Annotated in this window: 16 protein-coding genes and 2 tRNA genes; 8 read left to right on the forward strand and 10 right to left on the reverse strand. The window is 70.8% G+C overall.

All coding sequences use genetic code 11. The features are described 5' to 3' along the window. Nucleotides 1–31: 31 nt before the first annotated feature. Nucleotides 32–1039: a sugar phosphate isomerase/epimerase family protein gene (locus AC6JBM_RS51070; RefSeq protein WP_497980747.1), complete on the forward strand. Its 1008-nt coding sequence runs from the start codon at nt 32–34 to the stop codon at nt 1037–1039. 62 nt (nt 1040–1101) lie between these two features. Here AC6JBM_RS51070 and AC6JBM_RS51075 read toward each other — a convergent pair whose 3' ends face one another. After that, on the reverse strand, nt 1102–1554 hold the full coding sequence (locus AC6JBM_RS51075; RefSeq protein ID WP_497980748.1) for a hypothetical protein: 453 nt from the start codon (nt 1552–1554) through the stop codon (nt 1102–1104). A gap of 83 nt (nt 1555–1637) precedes the next feature. Here AC6JBM_RS51075 and AC6JBM_RS51080 point away from each other — a divergent pair. From AC6JBM_RS51080 to AC6JBM_RS51090, 3 genes are all read left to right on the forward strand, one after another. Next, nucleotides 1638–1713 (forward strand) — tRNA-Asn (locus AC6JBM_RS51080). An 87-nt stretch (nt 1714–1800) separates the two neighbouring features. Next, nucleotides 1801–1874: transfer RNA gene (locus tag AC6JBM_RS51085), tRNA-Ile, on the forward strand. A gap of 140 nt (nt 1875–2014) precedes the next feature. Continuing rightward, nucleotides 2015–2734, forward strand: a complete 720-nt coding sequence (locus AC6JBM_RS51090; protein WP_497980749.1) for a DUF4142 domain-containing protein — start codon at nt 2015–2017, stop codon at nt 2732–2734. A 45-nt stretch (nt 2735–2779) separates the two neighbouring features. Here the strand turns inward: AC6JBM_RS51090 and AC6JBM_RS51095 are convergent, their stop codons facing one another. The 4 genes from AC6JBM_RS51095 to AC6JBM_RS51110 form a co-directional block, all read right to left on the reverse strand. Next, nucleotides 2780–3184 (reverse strand): hypothetical protein, encoded by a 405-nt coding sequence (locus AC6JBM_RS51095; protein WP_497980750.1) that lies wholly within the window; start codon nt 3182–3184, stop codon nt 2780–2782. Nucleotides 3185–3275: 91 nt separating this feature from the next. After that, on the reverse strand, nt 3276–4718 hold the full coding sequence (locus AC6JBM_RS51100; protein WP_497980751.1) for a hypothetical protein: 1443 nt from the start codon (nt 4716–4718) through the stop codon (nt 3276–3278). A 793-nt stretch (nt 4719–5511) separates the two neighbouring features. Further along, nucleotides 5512–5958: an iron chaperone gene (locus AC6JBM_RS51105; protein ID WP_497980752.1), complete on the reverse strand. Its 447-nt coding sequence runs from the start codon at nt 5956–5958 to the stop codon at nt 5512–5514. Between the two features lie 355 nt (nt 5959–6313). Next, nucleotides 6314–6982, reverse strand: coding sequence for a lysozyme (locus AC6JBM_RS51110; protein WP_497986722.1), 669 nt, complete (start codon nt 6980–6982; stop codon nt 6314–6316). A gap of 204 nt (nt 6983–7186) precedes the next feature. Here AC6JBM_RS51110 and AC6JBM_RS51115 point away from each other — a divergent pair, with 204 nt between their 5' ends. Next, the gene (locus tag AC6JBM_RS51115; RefSeq protein WP_497980753.1) at nt 7187–7936 is read left to right on the forward strand and encodes a peptidoglycan recognition protein family protein; all 750 of its coding nucleotides are present in this window, start codon (nt 7187–7189) and stop codon (nt 7934–7936) included. A 648-nt stretch (nt 7937–8584) separates the two neighbouring features. Here the strand turns inward: AC6JBM_RS51115 and AC6JBM_RS51120 are convergent. Next, a complete protein-coding gene (locus tag AC6JBM_RS51120; RefSeq protein ID WP_497980754.1) occupies nt 8585–10294 on the reverse strand; it encodes a glucuronyl esterase domain-containing protein in 1710 nt (569 codons plus the stop codon). Nucleotides 10295–10736: 442 nt separating this feature from the next. On the opposite strand from AC6JBM_RS51120, the gene AC6JBM_RS51125 reads away from it, so the two are divergent. Continuing rightward, on the forward strand, nt 10737–10991 hold the full coding sequence (locus AC6JBM_RS51125; protein WP_350618564.1) for a three-helix bundle dimerization domain-containing protein: 255 nt from the start codon (nt 10737–10739) through the stop codon (nt 10989–10991). 294 nt (nt 10992–11285) lie between these two features. Here AC6JBM_RS51125 and AC6JBM_RS51130 read toward each other — a convergent pair whose 3' ends face one another. Further along, nucleotides 11286–11939: a macro domain-containing protein gene (locus AC6JBM_RS51130; RefSeq protein ID WP_497980755.1), complete on the reverse strand. Its 654-nt coding sequence runs from the start codon at nt 11937–11939 to the stop codon at nt 11286–11288. A 429-nt stretch (nt 11940–12368) separates the two neighbouring features. On the opposite strand from AC6JBM_RS51130, the gene AC6JBM_RS51135 reads away from it, so the two are divergent. Beyond that, nucleotides 12369–13940 carry an ADP-ribosyltransferase domain-containing protein gene (locus AC6JBM_RS51135; RefSeq protein WP_497980756.1) on the forward strand — a complete coding sequence of 524 codons (1572 nt, stop codon included), beginning with the start codon at nt 12369–12371 and terminating at the stop codon, nt 13938–13940. 423 nt (nt 13941–14363) lie between these two features. Here the strand turns inward: AC6JBM_RS51135 and AC6JBM_RS51140 are convergent, their stop codons facing one another. After that, nucleotides 14364–15590, reverse strand: coding sequence for a beta-ketoacyl-[acyl-carrier-protein] synthase family protein (locus tag AC6JBM_RS51140; protein WP_497980757.1), 1227 nt, complete (start codon nt 15588–15590; stop codon nt 14364–14366). A gap of 54 nt (nt 15591–15644) precedes the next feature. Between AC6JBM_RS51140 and AC6JBM_RS51145 the strand changes: the two genes are divergently transcribed. Then, complete coding sequence (locus AC6JBM_RS51145) at nt 15645–16226, forward strand: TetR/AcrR family transcriptional regulator C-terminal domain-containing protein (protein ID WP_497980758.1); 582 nt, start codon at nt 15645–15647, stop codon at nt 16224–16226. 274 nt (nt 16227–16500) lie between these two features. On the opposite strand, the gene AC6JBM_RS51150 is transcribed toward AC6JBM_RS51145, so the two are convergent. Then, complete coding sequence (locus AC6JBM_RS51150; protein ID WP_497980759.1) at nt 16501–17337, reverse strand: SDR family NAD(P)-dependent oxidoreductase; 837 nt, start codon at nt 17335–17337, stop codon at nt 16501–16503. Then, nucleotides 17334–17474, reverse strand: coding sequence for a hypothetical protein (locus AC6JBM_RS51155; protein WP_497980760.1), 141 nt, complete (start codon nt 17472–17474; stop codon nt 17334–17336). Before AC6JBM_RS51155 ends, AC6JBM_RS51150 begins: the two co-directional genes overlap by 4 nt. Nucleotides 17475–17588: the final 114 nt, after the last annotated feature.

The raw sequence follows: 17588 nt of genomic DNA on the forward strand, positions 1-17588 counted from the left end.
TGAACCTTTCATTGCCCGGAAGGACAGCAACATGGCGCGTCCCATCACGCTTTTCACCGGCCAGTGGGCCGATCTCCCGTTCGAGGAGGTCTGCCGCCTGGCGTCCGAGTGGGGCTACGACGGCCTCGAGATCGCCTGCTGGGGCGATCACTTCGAGGTCGACAAGGCCCTGGCCGACGAGTCCTACGTGGACCGGAAGCTGGAGACGCTCGCGAAGTACAACCTGAAGGTCTGGGCCATCTCCAACCACCTCGTGGGCCAGGCCGTCTGCGACCACCCGATCGACCAGCGGCACCAGGGCATCCTGCCCGCGCGCATCTGGGGCGACGGCGAGGCCGAGGGTGTGCGGCAGCGCGCCGCCGAGGAGATCAAGAACACCGCCCGGGCTGCCCGCAAGCTCGGTGTCGACGTTGTCGTGGGCTTCACCGGCTCGTCCATCTGGCACACGCTGGCCATGTTCCCGCCGGTCCCGCCGGAGATGATCGAGGCTGGGTACCAGGACTTCGCGGACCGGTGGAACCCGATCCTCGACGTCTTCGACGAGGTCGGCGTCAAGTTCGCGCACGAGGTGCACCCCAGCGAGATCGCGTACGACTACTGGACCACGAAGCGGACGCTCGAGGCCATCGGCAACCGCCCCGCGTTCGGCCTCAACTGGGACCCGTCGCACTTCGTGTGGCAGGAGCTCGACCCGGTGAACTTCATCTTCGACTTCGCCGACCGGATCTACCACGTCGACTGCAAGGACGCGAAGGTCCGCACCGGCGACGGCCGCCGCGGGCGGCTCGCCTCGCACCTGCCCTGGGCCGACATGCGCCGCGGCTGGGACTTCGTCTCCACCGGCCACGGCGACGTGCCCTGGGAGGACTGCTTCCGGGCCCTGAACGCGATCGGGTACAACGGCCCGCTCTCGATCGAGTGGGAGGACGCCGGCATGGACCGGCTCGTCGGCGCGCCCGAGGCCCTGGGCTTCGTGCGCGGCCTGGCCTTCGACGCCCCGGCGGACGCGTTCGACGCCGCGTTCTCGTCCTCGTCCTGAGCCCGCACGAGTGAAGGCCGGCCCCGTTCGGGGGCCGGCCTTCACCACGTTCGGGTGTACCGCTAGTAGCTGGTCCCCGTCGACGGAGTCGTGGGCGCACCACTCGTCGCGAGGTCCCGCTCGATCGCGGGGTTGTCGGACGTGTGCAGCAGCCGCTGCCCCATCTCGGTCTCCGCAAAGCGGCTGTTCGCCAGCTTGTCGGTCACCTTGGTCTTGCTCTCGCTGTAGAGCCGGGTGGCCTGCTCCTGGACAACGCCGGCGGCCTCCTGGACCGTCGGGCTCTCCTTGATCTTCAGAGCGGTGGCCTTGAGCTCCTCATACTTCTCCCGACCGGCTCGGGCCCCGAGCACAAAGCCCGCCGCCAGACCGCCGAGGAACAACAGCTTGCCGCGCATGGCGACGACCTCCTTCTGACGGCGCGGGTCCTGATTGCCTGGTGCGCCGCCGGTGTTGACATACCCGTCCATCGTCGTGCCGACACATCGATCTTGCCGCGGATTGCCGGCATCGGGCACCCGAAAGGGATACCCGGTGGCGAAGACCCCCCGAGTCGTGCTGTACTCTTTCCCGGTCGCCCTCGAACGGAGGGGATGCACGATCCCGCGTAGCTCAATTGGCAGAGCAGCCGGCTGTTAACCGGCAGGTTATAGGTTCGAGTCCTATCGCGGGAGCCAATCGGGCCTCTTCGGAGGCCATTTTCATGTTATGGCCCGTTTCCGGGCGGCATGGTACTTGCGCGGCTCGGTAAGCTTGCTCCGCTCGGGGCGATAGCTCAGCCGGTTAGAGCTGGGGACTCATAATCCCTTGGTCGCGGGTTCGAGTCCCGCTCGCCCCACAGACTTGGCTCACCGTGCTCGCGCGCGCCCGCTCCCCGGTGGGGCTCCGCCGCCAACGCCCCGTTCGGTGGTCGCTGTCCATCGGGTTTTTGTTGCGGTCGTGGCAACTGTTCAGTCCCCACGATTGGAGGGCGCCGTCATGCGCGTCCCGTTCAGCGTCAAGGCCTGCACGTTGGCGGCGGCCGTACTCGCCGTCGCCGTGGTACCCGTGCCCGCAGAGGCCGCCGCCAGGGATCTGTCGTCCATGGACCGCGCGTTCGTCGACGCCGCCGGGCACGGCGGCGCCTACGAGGTCGCGGCCGGCCGGCTCGCCGCCGACCGGGCCGTGGACCCGGCGGTGGGAGCGTTCGGCCGGCACATGGTCACCGACCACGCGAAGGCCGGCGACAAGCTGGCTGCCCTGGCCAAGGACCTGGGCCTCAGCGCCCCGGACAAGCCCGACAGCGTGCAGCGCGCGATCCTGGCCATCTGGTCGTCGCTGTCCGGCACGGCGTTCGACTGCTCCTACGCGCCCGCGATGTACGCCGACCACGTCGCCGACGTCGGGCTGTTCGAGCGGGAGGCCGCCGACGGGCAGAACTCGAAGCTGCGGGCGTTCGCGCGGGACACGCTGCCCACGCTGCGCACCCACCTCGCGATGGCCGCCACGAACCTGAAGGGGCTGTCCTGCACCACCGGCGGGCCGATCGGCGTGCCCGTGCCGACGTGGACGCCGGGGCCCGTGCCCTGGCCGACCGTACGGCCCACGATGAGGCCGACGACGAGGCCGACGACCGCCCGACCGACGCTGTGGCCGACGGTGCTGCCGACGTCCTGGCCGACGCGGCGCCCCACGACGCCGGTGCCGATCGAGCCGTGAGCGTCTGCGGCCCGCCCGGGTCCGATCCGGGCGGGCCGTGGTCCGTCAGGCGGCGTCGAGGGCCTCGGTGATCTTGCGCATCATGCCGGCCATCACCGGGGTAGGCGGGGCGTGGTGGGTGGCCGACTCGAGCGCGGTGAGGACGGTGCCGCGGAAGTTCGCGGCCTCCTCCGGCGCCTGCGCCTTGAGCAGGCCCGTGGCCGCGGTCAGGGCCGGCAGCACCCGGTCGGCGATCTCGGCCACGGACTTGCCGTTGAGGTCCTTGTGCTTCGGGTACTCGGCGAGCACGTGCCCGACCAGTCCCGTCGCCGAACCGAGCGCGATGCTGCCGTTGGTGGCGATCTTGTGCGGCGAACCACCGGCGGCGCCGGCGGCGGACATCAGCGTGATGGCGCCGTACGCGGCGATGCGCAGGGTGTTCTTGTCCTGGTCGGAGAGGGTGATCGTCATGGTGGGCGCTCCTTGGCAGAAGTTGTTGTGCAACCACCATCGCGAGAGCGGCTGACACGGCACCGCCAGCGCGCTGACGCGGCCGCTGACATCAGCCGCGCGCACCGCCGATGCCCATCAGCACCGCGATGCCGAGGGCGCTGCGGGCCGAGTACGGCTGGCGCCACAGCCCGCCGTGGGCCGCCGCGAACGCCTCGTCCTGCCAGGGGTGCTCGTGCTCCGGGCGCGCGGCGTTGAGGTCGTGCACGAGCAGCGCGGCCATGAGCGTGTTGCTGGTCGCGGGCTCGAAGATCTCGATGCCGAACCGGTGCGCCCCGGCGAACGCCGCGGCGAGGAGCCGGTTCTTCACCACGCTGCGGGTGCGGGTGGCGGGCGCGACGGCCAGCGACACGGGCAGCCCCGCGGCCCGGGCCTCGGCCGCCCGCCAGCGCTGCAGCCGTTTGGCGAGCGCATAATTCGGACCCTGCTGCGGTACCAGACTGTCGTTGACGCCCGGATAGAGCCCCGGCGGATAGTTGCGGGTGAGCAGGCGCCCGGCGCTGAGCACGCGCAACGGCCGCCGGAGCCGCCCGATGCCGGTCGCCTCCGCATAGCGCCGGCTCGCCTCGTCGACGGCGCCGTCGGGCACCGCGAACACGTCGGTCGGCGTGGCCAGGAACGCCAGCCCGAGATCCGGCCGCCGCTCCCGCAGCCGCACCGTGAGCGCGTCGACGGCCATGGCGACCCGCACGTTGAGCGCCCCGTCGGCGTACACGTAGTTGCCGAGCACGAGCCGCCCGTCGAGCCCCTCGATCCAGGCGGCCACCCGCCCGAGATCGTGCAGCAGGTCGGCGCCCCGTTCCTCGCCGGTCACCGGCACGTGGAGGCGTCCAGCGTACCGCTCCGCCAGCCCCTGCAGCCGCTCCCAGATCGCCGGCCGGGGCAGGTCGACGGCGACGACGTCGGCCCCCCACCGCAGCAGCGCCCGCAGCGGCCCCATCTCGGCCCCCGCCCCGAGCACGACGACGCGATGCCCCTCGAGCGCCAGCCAGCCGGGATTCGCCGCGACGGTCTGCACGATCTGCGCACAGGACCGCTCGATGATCCCGGCCGAGACCCACCGCTCGAGCTGCAGGTCGAGCTCTCGCCCGGCGAGCTGCCGCCCCCGGTACGGCACGACGAGCTCCCGCTCCGCCTCCCCCCGCCCCGCGATGGTGACCGTCCGCAGCGGCTCCCCACCGACGGTGAACGCGGCCGAGAGCGGTTCTTCGGCACCGTCCGTTCCGCTGCGGTACCGCATCCGCTCGTGCAAAGACGCAAGCCCGTCCCGCGCGATCGTGAGCGCGGCGTCGCGGGACGGCAGCCCGGCCTCGATCAGCCGCCGAAAATGCACCAGGTAGTCATGCCGCCAGTCGGTCGAGGCCTCGGCCCCGCGCGCCCCGACGGGATCGACCCCACGCAGCGCATCGGCGACCACGGCTCGCCCGAGCGCCGAGGAGCTGACCTTCCCGTCGACGCTCGGCATCACCACACCGGTCGGATTCGTATTCGGCACGCGGTCAGTTTGCAGTGTTTCTGCGCCTCCGGCGCGGTGGGGGCTGTGTGTTTCTGCGTCTCCGGCGCGGTGGGGGCTGTGTGTTTCTGCGTCTCCGGCGCGGTGGGGGCTGTGTGTTTCTGCGTCTCCGGCGCGGTGGGGGCTGTGTGTTTCTGCGTCTCCGGCGCGGTGGGGGCTGTGTGTTTCTGCGTCTCCGGCGCGGTGGGGGCTGTGTGTTTCTGCGTCTCCGGCGCGGTGGGGGCTGTGTGTTTCTGCGCCCCCGGCGCGGCGGGGCTTCCACTTCTGTTGTTTCTGCGCCTCCGGCGCGGCGGGGGGTTCCCACCCCGCACCCCCCCATGGCCGCTGCGCGGCCACTGGCGTGCGCTGGCGCGCCGCCAGAGCAACAGGTCGGGGAGTGCGAAGTGGTGCCCGATCCCGGGGCTGGACGTGCCCAGCTCGCCCTCCGCACGGGACCGCGTCACGTCCGCGCGACTCGCGCATCCCGCCGCGGCCTTCTGCGCGATTCGCTCATCCCGCCGTGGTCGTTCGCGCGGCTCGCTCACTTCGCCGGGTCCGTCCGCATGCCTCGCTCACTTTGCTGCGGCCTTTTTGCGATTCGCGCATCCTGCAGTGGCCGTTCAGCGTGGCTCGCTCACTTCGCCGCGGCCCTTTGTGCGACTCGCTCAGCCCGTCGTGGGTTTTCCGCGCGAATCGCTCACCTCGTCGCGGCCGCCGGTGCGCGTTCGCTCACTGAGTCCCGCCGCGAGTGGCTGTGCGCGTTCGCTCGCTGTGTTCTGGCGCAATGCGGCTTCGGTCAGCCGGCGGCCTGCTTGATCAGGGCGGCGATGCGCTGCTCGACGGCCGGCGTCAGCTCCTGCAGCGCATACGCCACGGGCCAGAAGTCCCCGTCGTCCAGCGCCGCGTCCTCGTTGAAGCCGAGCGTCGCATAGCGCGTCTTGAACTTCTGCGCCGGCTGGAAGAAGCACACCGACTTCGTTCCCTTGTAGTAGGCCGGCATGCCGTACCAGAGCTTGGGCGCGAGCTCGGGCGCGTTCTCGAGAATGAGCGAGTGCACCCGCGATGCCATCGCGCGGTCCGCCTCGGACATCTCCTCGATCTTCTCGAGCAGCGCCTTGAGGTCCTCGGCGGCCTTGTCGGCCTTCGAGCCGCGGCGGGAGGCGGAGGCGCGCACCTCGGCCGCGTGCTCCTTCATCGCCGCACGCTCGTCGTCGGTGAAGGTCTGGGTCGACTTGCGGGCCATGGCTGGTACCTCCGGAAACGCTCGCTGATCGGAACGTTTCCCATGCTAGGAGGGGCCGCGGCGGCCACGCTTCTCGAAAACTGATCGAATGCGCACTGCTCGGTTGTCGTCTTCGTCGTAGCGCTCGAACACCGCACCCAACTCCGTGAAGCGCTCGGCCGCATCGGGGGAGAGCTGGCCTGGGTCGATGCCGGGCTGGTCCCGGGCCGGGCGCGGTCGGTGTCGTTTCGTGCAGGTGTGGTTGAGCGTTCGGCGACGCGGAGCACTCGTCCCGGGTCGGGGGCGGCCCGGGACGAGTGCGACGGGTGCTTCTACGGACGCGTGCTCGCAGCGTCGTGGAGCGGTTCGAACGGGTTCAGCAGGCGCCGTTGCAGGCCAGCACCTTGAGCCGGTCGAGGGCGCCGTTCCACTGGTTGGAGTCGCCGGCGAAGGGGCCGGTGCTCGAGTACTGCCAGAACGACCACGTCGGCGCGCCGGCCGGCAGGGTGCCGGGGGTGCTGCTGTAGCGCGCGAGCCACAGCGGCGAGTTGGCCCAGAAGCCGCTGTAATTGCCGGTGCACGTGACCCACCAGTCGGTGGTCGTGTAGATGACCGCCCAGCGGCCGGTGCGCGTGTGGTACTGGTTCAGGAACGCCCGGATCCAGCTCACCATCGACGACTGCGAGAGTCCGTAGCAGGTGGCGCCGTACGGGTTGTACTCGATGTCCAGCGCGCCGGGCAGGGTCTTGCCGTCCTTGGACCAGCCGCCGCCGTGCGCGACGAAGTAGTCCGCCTGGGCCGCGCCGCCGCCACCGTTCGGGATCGCGAAGTGGTAGGAGCCGCGGATCATGCCGATGTTGTACGACCCGTTGTACTGCTGGGCGAAGGACGGATTGGTGTAGTAGGTGCCCTCGGTCGCCTTGATGTAGGCGAAACGCGAGCCGGCGTTCCACTGCGCCTGCCAGTTGACGCTGCCCTGATATCCGGACACATCCTGGCCGTACGTCACGGTCGCCGCGCTCGCCGGCGAGCCGAACAGGACCATGGCGGCCGTCAGAGCCAGCGCCGCGAGTGCGCCGAGCCGTCGTCGGTTCACGGGTGCCTCCCCTTCCCTTGCGGGACGTTCTGGTAAAGAACTTCACGAATTAGCTCACGGACGTCGGAAACTTTCAATAGGCTTGCGTCGAAGTCTGGGGAAAATCTACAGTGACTTCAATCGATGGCAGACGCCCTGTTCGGGGGAGGTCTCATGGCTCGTCTCACCCGCCGCGCCGTGCTGCTCGGCGGAGCCGCCGCGCTGCTCGTGCCCGCCCGTCCCGCTACCGCCGCACCCTTCGCACCCGCCGGCCCGGCCTCGCCCGGCTCGCTGGGTCTGGGCGGCCCGGCCTCCGCCGCGTCGCTGGGTCTTGCCGGCCCCGCCTCGTCGCTGGTGCCCGGCGGCCTGGCCGCTACCGTCGAGCAGCCCGAGATCGCGAGCTGCGGTGCCTGGGGCGCCCGCCCGCCGGCCGGCGCGCTCACAATCGATCAGCATCGCCCGAACAAAATCGTCGTCCACCACACGGCGATGGCCAACTCGACCGACTACTCGCAGGCCCACGCGTTCGCGAACTCGCGCGACATCCAGAACCTGCACATGGACACGAATCACTGGATCGACAGCGGCCAGCACTTCACCAACAGTCGCGGCGGCTGGCTGACCGAGGGCCGCCACGGCAGCCTGTACGCGCTGCTGCACGGGCAGACCATGGTGCAGGGCGCGCACTGCGTGGGCCAGAACGACCAGGCCATCGGGATCGAGAACGAGGGCACGTACCTCACCGTGCAGCCCCCGGCCGCCTTGTGGAACAGCCTCGTCGACTTCTGCGTGTTCGCGTGCCACCAGTACGCGATCCCGGCCACGGAGATCTACGGCCACAAGGACTTCAACACGACCGAATGCCCCGGGCTGCTGCACGATCGCCTGCCGGAGCTTCGCGCAGCCGTAGCCGCACGTTTGTAACGCGCCACACGCCCGCCACGCCTGCACTTCGCACATTCGCGCACGACGTCCATGTCCACGGGCTCATTCGCGCTCCCGTGACCGCCCGTGACCGCCGGCTCCCGCCGGCTCCGCCGGCGACCGCCCGTGACCGCCCGCGAGTGCCCGTGACCGCCCGCGAGTGCCCGTGACCGCCTGCGAGTGCCCGTGACCGCCCGCGAGTGCCCGACCGCCCGCGAGTGCCCGTGACCGCCTGCGAGTGCCCGTGACCGCCCGCGAGTGCCCGTGACCGCCCGTGACCGCCCGCGACCGCGTTTGCCGCGCGCCGGGACGACACCCGCACTCGCACTCGTGTCCGCGCGTTCGGGTTGTGCGGCCGTGTTCTTGTGTTCATCCGGGTTGGCGTCGTGCGTGCGTAATCTGCGTGCGCGTTCGCGTCCTGCGTGCATGAGCAGCGTGTTCGTGCGTCGAGTGCTCATGGCGAGTCCAGGCGCCGCGTCGGCATCGTTCGCGCGTTCGTGCGCCGCGTGTGCGCATGTGCGTGCGTCCGGGATCTGTGCCTCGTCCGTTTGGGGCGCGGCTTGTGCGCGGGGCCCGGCCGATTTGGCCGGGCCCCTGTCGTTTTGCGTACGAACCGCTGGAGTTCCGTGCACGAACCGCCGTCGTCGGTCAGCGAGCCGCGCAGGTGGCGGTCATGCCGGTGGCTGTGCCCGTGCCCTGGAAGCCGAACTCGGTCGACTGGCCGGCCGGAACGCTGCCGTTGTATTGCACGTTGCTGTAACTGTTCCCGCTACGGCTCGCGTTCCAGATGTTCGTGACCGCCGCGCCCGATGGCAGCGTGGTGTTCACGGTCCACCCGGTGATCGCGGACGCGCCGGCCGTCACCTTCACGGTGGCCACGAACCCGCCCGTCCACTGGTTGAGCGAGACGGACGCCGTGCAGCCACCGGCCGGCGGGTTCGACGGCGAGTTCGAGGCCGACGGCGAACCGGACGCCGACGGCGAGTTCGAGGCCGACGGCGAACCGGACGCCGACGGCGAACCGGACGGCGACGGCGAACCGGACGGCGACGGCGAGCCCGAGGGGGAGGAGGAAGCCGAGGGCGTCGGGCTGCCCGTGCCGTTGCCCAGCGTCGGCGTCGTCCAGTCGCGCCACTCGGCGAGATTGCCCGACGCCTTGCTCGACACGTGGAAGGAGCCGGGCGGGTTCGCGGTCTTCAGCAGGTACCGCTGAATGTTCTGCTGCAACGGTGTGCGCCATTCCGGCCGGTTCGCGCAGTGGTTGCCGTCCTGGATGTCCGACCAGTAGGTGATGGCGTCGCCGGCGCCCAGGGCCTTGTAGACCTCCGCGCCGCCGAGCGCCGCGACGCTCGCCGACTTCGGGCCGAGGTTCACGATGTGCGGGTTGTCCATGATGAACAGTCCGCGTGGTGCGACCATGGCCACCATCTCGTGCGTGTCGACGGGGAGTCGTGTCGGAGCGCTCGTGAACGAACTGAACGCGTCGCCGAGCCAGGGCTGCTCGCCGTACGCGCTGCTGAGGCTCTGCGCCCCCTCGCCCGGGATGCCCCGGAAGATCGGCACGCCGGCGCTGCCCGACTCGATCGGCATCGTGAGCTGGATGCGCTGGTCGAACGCGCCGACCACAAACGCACCCTTGCCGAAGCGCGAACAGCCGGTCACGCCGGTCGCGTCACCGCGCAGGATGGTGCCGCCGGACTGCTCGATCACGTCGATGAGCCGGCTGACGCCCCACGCCCAGGCCACGAGCAGCCCGGTGCTGCTGTTCGCGCCGTAGATGCTGTAGAACGCGCCCTGCTTGTTCGTGCGAGGCGTGCCCTCCTTGCCGACCGCGTACGGGTCGTAGCTGATCACCGCCGCGCCCGCGGCCTTGATCGAGGCGGTGTCCGCTCCGAACCCGCCGAGCACGAAAACGGCCGGAAACGGACCGTTCCCGCTGGGCAGATCGACACTCGCGGAGAAAGTCGCCGACTTCCCCGCGTTCGAGACGTTCACGGTGATGGCGGTTCTGGACACGGTACCGCTCACAGACTGCGGCCTCGGCGGCTTCTCGCCATAGACGAACTTCTCGGCGAGCCGCTTGATCTCCTCGCGCCGGCACGTCCAGTCCGACTTGTTCGTGATCCGCGTGCCGTCGAGCTTCTTGAACGGATCGGGCAGCTTCGCGTTGGTCGGCAGCGAGCCGGCATCGGGCAGCGCCGGCACCGTACAGTTCGCGCCCTCGTCCTCCACGCCGGCACTGGCGGCGCTGGCGTCGGGGGAGTGCAGGACCGCGGCCCCGACGCCTGTGAGCAGGGCCGCGAGCGTGAGGGCGACGAGCGTCAGACGGGTCGCCGGGCGGCCCGAGCTGATGTTCACCAGGGCTCTCCTTCCGGAACGGTCCGGTTGGGGCGGGCCGGATGTAAATATTGCGCCGAGAGTCCGGCAACGTTTCGAAGCCTGTCAAGGTCGCACATCGCTCGCCGCGCGCGTCCTCAGGTGAACCGTGGAACTTCCAGGATCAGTACGCCGGCACTCCGTCGGCACCGTCTCCTGATTCGCGACGCCGGTCTGCAGTGGTCGCCACGAATCGCCGAGCGGCGACACGCGCACTGCCCGCGCACTGCCCGCGCACTGCCCGCGTGCTGCTCGCGTGCTGCTCGCGTGCTGCCCGCGCACTGCTCGCGTGCTGCTCGCGTGCTGCCCGCGTGCTGCCCGCGTGCTGCTCGTGTCGCAAGGTCGGTGCGCTCCTGCCGTCCGGTTCACCTGGTGTTCACCGGCGGGGGCAACCAGGAGGTCTCACACGAAAGGACGGTGCGCAATGTCCGAACATGACGGGGTCGCTCACCTCGGCGACATCGAGACGGCGCTGCGGCGGGAGGTCGACATCGTGCGGGAGCGGTTCCCGGACGCGCCACCCGCCGAGGTCGAGCAGGTCGTGCGCGACACCTACAACGAGCTGCTCGATCACGCGGAGGTGGAGACGCACGTACTCTCGCTCACCCGGCACCGGGTCGTGGAGCAGCTGGTCGAGCGCGGGTACACGCTCCACGAGCCGGTGCTGAGCGAGGACTGACCGGCAGGAGCCCGCGGCCGCAGCGCCCTCGCCGGAGTGCCGTCGCGCATCCGGTGCCGGCTCGTGGAGCGGCTGACTGAGCGCTTCGCCAACCCCGGAGTGCTGTCGCTTACCCGGGGTCTGGTCGAGGGCGCCACGAACCCGAAGTGCTGTCGTTCACCCGGCGACGGCTCGTGGAGCGAGCTCGGCCACGCGCTCCACGAACCATGCCGGGCGAAGACTCATGGGCCTGCGGCCCCGGCCGGTGGACCTAGCGGCCCTGGCCGGCGAATCTAGCGGCGCCGGTGGGCGGACCTAGCGGCGCCGGCGGGCGGCCGGGGGAGTGATCCGCACTCGCTCGGTGGACGGGCGGGTCTCGATGTCGCCGAGCTGCTCGCTCACCGTGGCGCGCAGCTCGGCGTAGTCGTCGAACGTGCTCTCGCCGAACAGGGTGTAGCCGGCCCACATGAGGTTCGCGCACACCTGCGGCGGGACCTTGCCCGTCGCCGCGCCCATGCCGACGAGTGCCACCGACGTGATGCTGCCGGGCTCTCGCTCGTTCTGCATGTGGACGGCCTGGAACGCGGCCGCGCACGCCAGGGCCACGTTGAGCGTGTGGCGCACGTTTTCTGCTTGAGTGTGCATCGTCGGCGCCGAAATGAGGTACTTCGGGCGCGCCGCGCCTGACGGAACGCACACCGCGGCTCCGATGGGCAGCGTGCCGGCGAACTCGTCCTGGATCGCCCGCTGTACCCGCAGCTGGATGCCCGGCCCCAGATGCCGCAGGATCACCGCGTCGACGCCGCCGCTCATGGCGCCGTGCGAGTTGGTCGGCGTCACCCACGCGTCGACGTCCTGGTTGAGGATCGAACCCTTCACGATCTCGACCCCGGGCTCGTCGGCGAACGCCGACATCCAGGACTGCACGACCTTGGCGTTGACGTCGCTGAGTACGACCCTGACCGTCATGGCATCCCTTTCATTCGTCCAGCCCCGATCGCCGGGGCCGGAAGGAAGTTCTCCGGGTCCGCCGCCCGGGGCCGGAGGCAGGTCTCGTTCGGCCCCGAACGGCGGGGTCGGACGCCCGATCCGCCGACCCCGTGGGCCTGGGAACGTCTCCGGCCGACCCCGGGCAGCGGGGCCGAAAGGTACAAGATACGGCTCGGTGTCCACATCGGACGCCCCGTCTGCCGGCCCCGTGCTCAGGGGCCCGGGAAGGCCGACCCGGGGCAGCAGGGCCGAAAGGCGCAAGATAGGGCTCGGTGTCCACATCGGACGCCCCGTCCGCCGGCCCCGTGCTCAGGGGCCCACGAACGTCTCCGGCCGACCCGGGGCAGCGGGATCGAACGGTACAAGATACGGTTCGGTGTCCACAGTGGAACTCCCGCGGAGGTCACCGTGAGCGACACCGACGACCCGTTGGGTTTGGCCGAGCTGTTCGAGGGCGGCGGCGAGCCCTGGTTGCCCCTGCTCAAGCCGGTCATCGAGGCGCAGCCGAGCGCCTCGCAGTTCATCGGGCCCAAGCGCAGCCCGCAGATCGTGCCGGTCCGCGAGCTCACCTTCCAGGCGCTGAAGCCGAACCCGCCGCACAAGTGGAAGGTCGTGGTCTTCGGGCAGAACCCGTATCCGCGGCCCGAGTCCGCCACCGGCATCGCGATGTTCGACAACACCTTCCACGACTGGGCGGACAGCCAGTTCGGCCGGGTGGTGAGCATTCGCTGCATCATCAAGGCGGCGGCGATGTGGAAGTACGGCATCCCGAAGAAGACGCCGATCGCCGACATCCGGGCGTTGCTCAAGGCGCACGACACAGTGCAGCCGCCGGAGTGGTTCTCGTCGATGCTGACGCAGGGCGTGCTGCTGCTCAACGCCTCGCTGACGGCGAGCGCCGACGGTTCCTACGGCACCGACCAGCACACCGGCTTCTGGCGGCCCGTGGTGGAGCGGCTTGTCGAGGAGATCCTCAAGGCCAAGCAGGACGCGGCCGAGGAGGACCGGGGCGTCGTCTTCGCCTGGTGGGGCGCGCACGCGCGGGGGCTGAAGACCCTGGTGACGAGGCTGCAGAAGAAGTACCCGGGCGTCGAGGTGCGTCACATCGACCACCCGAATCCGGCCGCGCAGGGCGACATTTTCTGCGACAACGAGCACTTCGCAACCGTGAACGAAGCATTGCGCTCGCTCGGCGCGGACGAGGTCGACTGGCTGCCCAGCGTCGGGTGGAACGCGCACCAGGACCCGGCCGCGGATCGCATGGGCGCCTTCATCGCCTCGACGATGGAGTTGCACAAGCTGTACCTGGAACGGCTCGAAAGCGTCAAGGACGAGGGCCTCGCGCTGCCCGCGATCAGCGGCGTCTTCGACACCCCGCTCATGGACTTCCGCGAGGCGGTCGCGCCGGCGGCTGCGGTGCTCAAGGGCCTCGGCTGGCACGTGGACGCCTCGCACGCCTTCGGGCAGAAGCAGGCCGACGCCGAAGCCGAGGGCCTGAGCGCCGACGAGGCCGCTGCCCTTTACCTGTACACCTGCGAATCCGCCTTCTACCGCCAGATCAACGCCAGCCTGCGCGATCCCGATCGGACCCGGATTCTGCCGTACCTGCCGTACCTCCGGCTGCTCTTCTCCGCCGTCTCGCGCCTGCCCGCCCGCCGCGAGCCGCTGTGGCGGGGTGTGCGGATGGATTTGCGCCGGCAGTACCCGCTTGGGCAAACGGTCACCTGGTGGGGCGTGTCTTCGTGCACGTCCAGCCTTGGGGTTGCGCGTTCGTTCATGGGCGGCAGTGGCAAACGGACACTTTTCGAAGTCGTACCCCTGCGCGCGGTCGGCATCCGCAGCTACTCCGCGTTCACGGGCGAGGAGGAGTTCATCCTCACACCGGGTACGCAGCTGACCGTGACGGACGTGAAGGCCGAGCGTGGCGGTTTGTGCACGGTGAAGCTGACGGAGCTGGAGGAGCAGGACCAGATCCGCTGACGCGCCGGTTGGTGCGGACTCGCGCGCAGTTCTGCGCGCGAGTCCGTGGCGTGTTCGTTCGCGCGGTGAATACCGGTGAGATGTGTTCGTTCGCGCGGTGGGTGCGAGCGGGACATGTTCGGTCGAGCGGTCAAGACGCGTGGTGCGTGTTCCGTCATGCGGAGTGTGCGAATGGCGCGTGCTCGGTCAAGCGGTGAAGACGAGTGGTGCGCGCTCGGTCGAGCTGTGAACACGTGCGGTGGACGCGAGTGGTGCGTGCTCGGTCATGGGGAGTGTGCGAGTGGTGCGTGCTCGGTCAAGCGGTGAAGACGAGTGGCGCGCGCTCGGTCAAGCGGGAAAGACGAGTGGTGCGTGCTCGGTTAAGCGGTGAACACGAGTTGTGCGCGTTCGGTCATGCGGGGTGTGCGAGTGCGGCGTATTCGCTCACGCGGTGAAGACGAGTGACACGTTCAGGCCGCCGAAGCCGAAGGAGTTGCACACCGCCGCCGTCATCGGGAGCGTTCGCGGCTCGCCCGCCACGACGTCCAGCGTGACCTCGGGGGATTTGTGGTCGAGGTTGAGGGTGGGCGGTACGACACCATGAACCACCGACAGCAGGGTCACAATGCTCTCCACCGCCCCCGCGGCTCCGACCAGGTGGCCGAGCGCGGACTTCGGCGCGGTCAGCACCACGTCATCGCCTAGCGCGGCCTGGATCGCCGCCGCCTCCCCGACGTCGCCGACCACGGTCGACGTGGCGTGGCAGTTCACGTGCGCGATGTCGGACGGCTGCAGCCCGGCGTCGGCCACGGCCCGCCGGATCGCGCGCACCTGGCCGGCGCCGCTCGGGTCCGGGCCCGTGATGTGGTACGCGTCCGAGGTGACCCCGACCCCCGCGACCCGCCCGTGCACGCGCGCGCCGCGGGCGGCCGCATGCGAAGCGCTTTCCAGGATCACGATCCCCGCGCCCTCACCCATCACGAAGCCGTCCCGGTCCGCGTCGAACGGCCGCGACGCGCGCAGCGGCTCGTCGTTGCGCTTCGACAGGGTCCGGGCCTGCGCGAACCCGGCTAGCGTGAGCGGCGTGATGGCCGCCTCCGAGCCGCCCGCGATCACGATGTCGGCCTCGCCGGAGCGGATGAGCCGCACCCCGAGCGAGATCGCCTCGGCGCCCGACGCACAGGCCGACACCGGCGTGTAGACCCCGGCGTGCGCGCCGAACTCGATGCTCACCCAGGCCGCGGGCCCGTTGGGCATGAGCATCGGCACGGTCAGCGGCGACACCTTGCCCGGGCCCTTCTCCTCGAGCACGTCGTCCTGGCCCAGCAGCGTGCTCACCCCGCCGATCCCGGTGCCGATCACCACCGCCAGCCGCTCGGTGTCGACCTCCGGCGCGCCCGCGTCCTGCCACGCCTGGCGGGCCGCGACCAGGGCCGCCTGCTCGCACCGGTCCATCCGCCGCGCCTGGACGCGGGTCAGCAGCGTGTCCGGCGACACCGCCATCGTGGCGCCGATCCGCACCGGCAGCTCGTCCAGCACCCCGGGCGGCAGCAGGTCGTCGATGCGCCGCACGCCCGACCGGCCCGCGAGCAGGCCCTGCCAGAGCGCCTCGACGCCCTCGCCGAGCGGCGACAACGCCCCCATTCCCGTGACGACCACGTCCGCGCCCATGGCACCCTCCCCGGTTCGATTGCCTCCGCTACTTGTATCGCATACAAATATGACATGTCCATCAGCGAACCGGCCCGGGCCCGGGGCCGCCGCACCCGCGCGCGGATCCTGCGGTGCGCGGCGGACCTCTTCGCCGAGCGCGGACTGGCGGGCGTGAGCGTGGCCGCGATCGCGCGGGCCGCGGAGGCGTACCCGCACCAGATCACGTACTACTTCGGCTCCAAGGACGGCCTGTTCGTGCACGCGGCCTTGTCCACGTTGCTGCGCGACGCCGCGCGGCTGGAGTCGGTCGGCTACCGCCGCCGCACGCCCGAGACGTTCCGCTCCGCCCTCGCCCGGACGGCGCTAGCCCTGCCCACGATCCCGGCCGCGGTGCAGGCGATGTCGATCGCGCGGGAGCGCCCGGAGTTGCAGAGCACGGCGCAGCTGTACCTCACGATCCTGTTCCGCCAGGCCGAGCACTACCTGGTGACCCTCCTGGACCGGCGCGCCTGGACCGTGGACCGCCCGCCCGCGGTCGAGGTGCGTACCTTCTGGAGCGCGGTGCTGGGCGCCCGCCTGATCGCCGACTCCGGCCACGGTGGCCGCCCGGCCGACGTGGACCTGGCCGGCCTGCTGACTGTTCGAGCGCGGTAGGCGCATGAGCGAGGTGTCCGGCTGACGGTTCGAGCACGGTAGGTGAGCGAACGCCGGCGCCCGGCGGACCGTTCGAGCCCGGTAGGCGTGTGGATGCGGTGTCCGGTTGACGGTTCGCGCAATGCTGAACGCGCGAACGTGGTGGCCGGCCGGCGGTTCGGGTGCGGTGGGTGCGTGGATGCGGTGTCCGGTTGACGGTTCGCGCACTGGTGGACGCGTGAACGTGGTGGCCGGCCGGCGGTTCGGGCGCGGTCGGTGCGTGAACGCGCTGTGCCTACTGACCGTCCTGGCGCGGTAGGTCCGCGAACGCGGTGTCCGGCGGCTCGACGTGGTCCCGGAGGCGGCGGCGCAGGTAGGCGTCGATGTGCGCGTACGCGTCCGCGCCGAGTGGCAGCCGCAGCGGGGCCCCGGGATCGTCGACGGCGGCCAGCACCGCCGCGGCCGCCCGGGCCGGGTCGCCCTCCTGGCGCCCGTGGCGCGCGGCGAACGCGGCCCGGGCCGGCTCGATGAACGCGTGGTAGGCCGGGCTCGTCGCCGCCCACCGCATCGAGCGTCCGCTCGCGTCCGTGCGGAAGCCGCCCGGCTCGACGATCAGCACGCGGATGCCGAACGGCGCGACCTCGCCGGCGAGCGACTCGGACATCGCGTCCAGCGCGGCCTTGCTGCCCACGTACGCCGAGCCGCCCGGACCGGGAACAACACCGACGAGTGACGACATCTGCACGATGCACCCGGTGCCGGCCGCGCGCATGGACGGCAGCACTGCGCGAGTGAGCGCCAGGGCGCCGAACAGGTTCGTCTCGAACTGCTCGCGCAGCTCGTGCTCGTCGAGGTCCTCGAGCGCGCCCAGCAGCCCGTAGCCGGCGTAGTTGGCCAGCACGTCGACGCGGCCGAAGCGGGCCAGCGCCTCGTCCACCGCCAGGCGGGCGGCCCCGGGCGACGTGACGTCCAGGCGGTGCGCGAACGCGCGCCCGGGTGCGCGCGCGATGAGCGTTTCCAGCGAGCCGACGTCGCGCGCGGTGGCCAGCACGGCGTCGCCGCTGGCGATCGCGGCGGACGCGAGCGCGCGGCCGAGACCGCTCGAACAGCCAGTGACGAGCCAGGCCTTCACGCGGACATCCCGGCGAAGACCACGCGGACGGCGAGCCGATCGCGCGAGAACCGGACGTGCGAGAACGGGGCGTGCGAGAACGGGGCGTGCGAGAACAGGTCGTGCGGGAAGGGGGCGTGCGGGACCCGAGGCCACAAAAGCCGAGCGTGCGAGAGAGGGGCGTACGAGAACAGGACGCGCGAGACCCGAGCCCACAAAAGCCGAGCGTGCGAAGGCGGGACGTGCGAGAACAGGGCGCGCAGGAGTCGGGC

It is taken from the genome of Dactylosporangium thailandense (assembly GCF_059739745.1).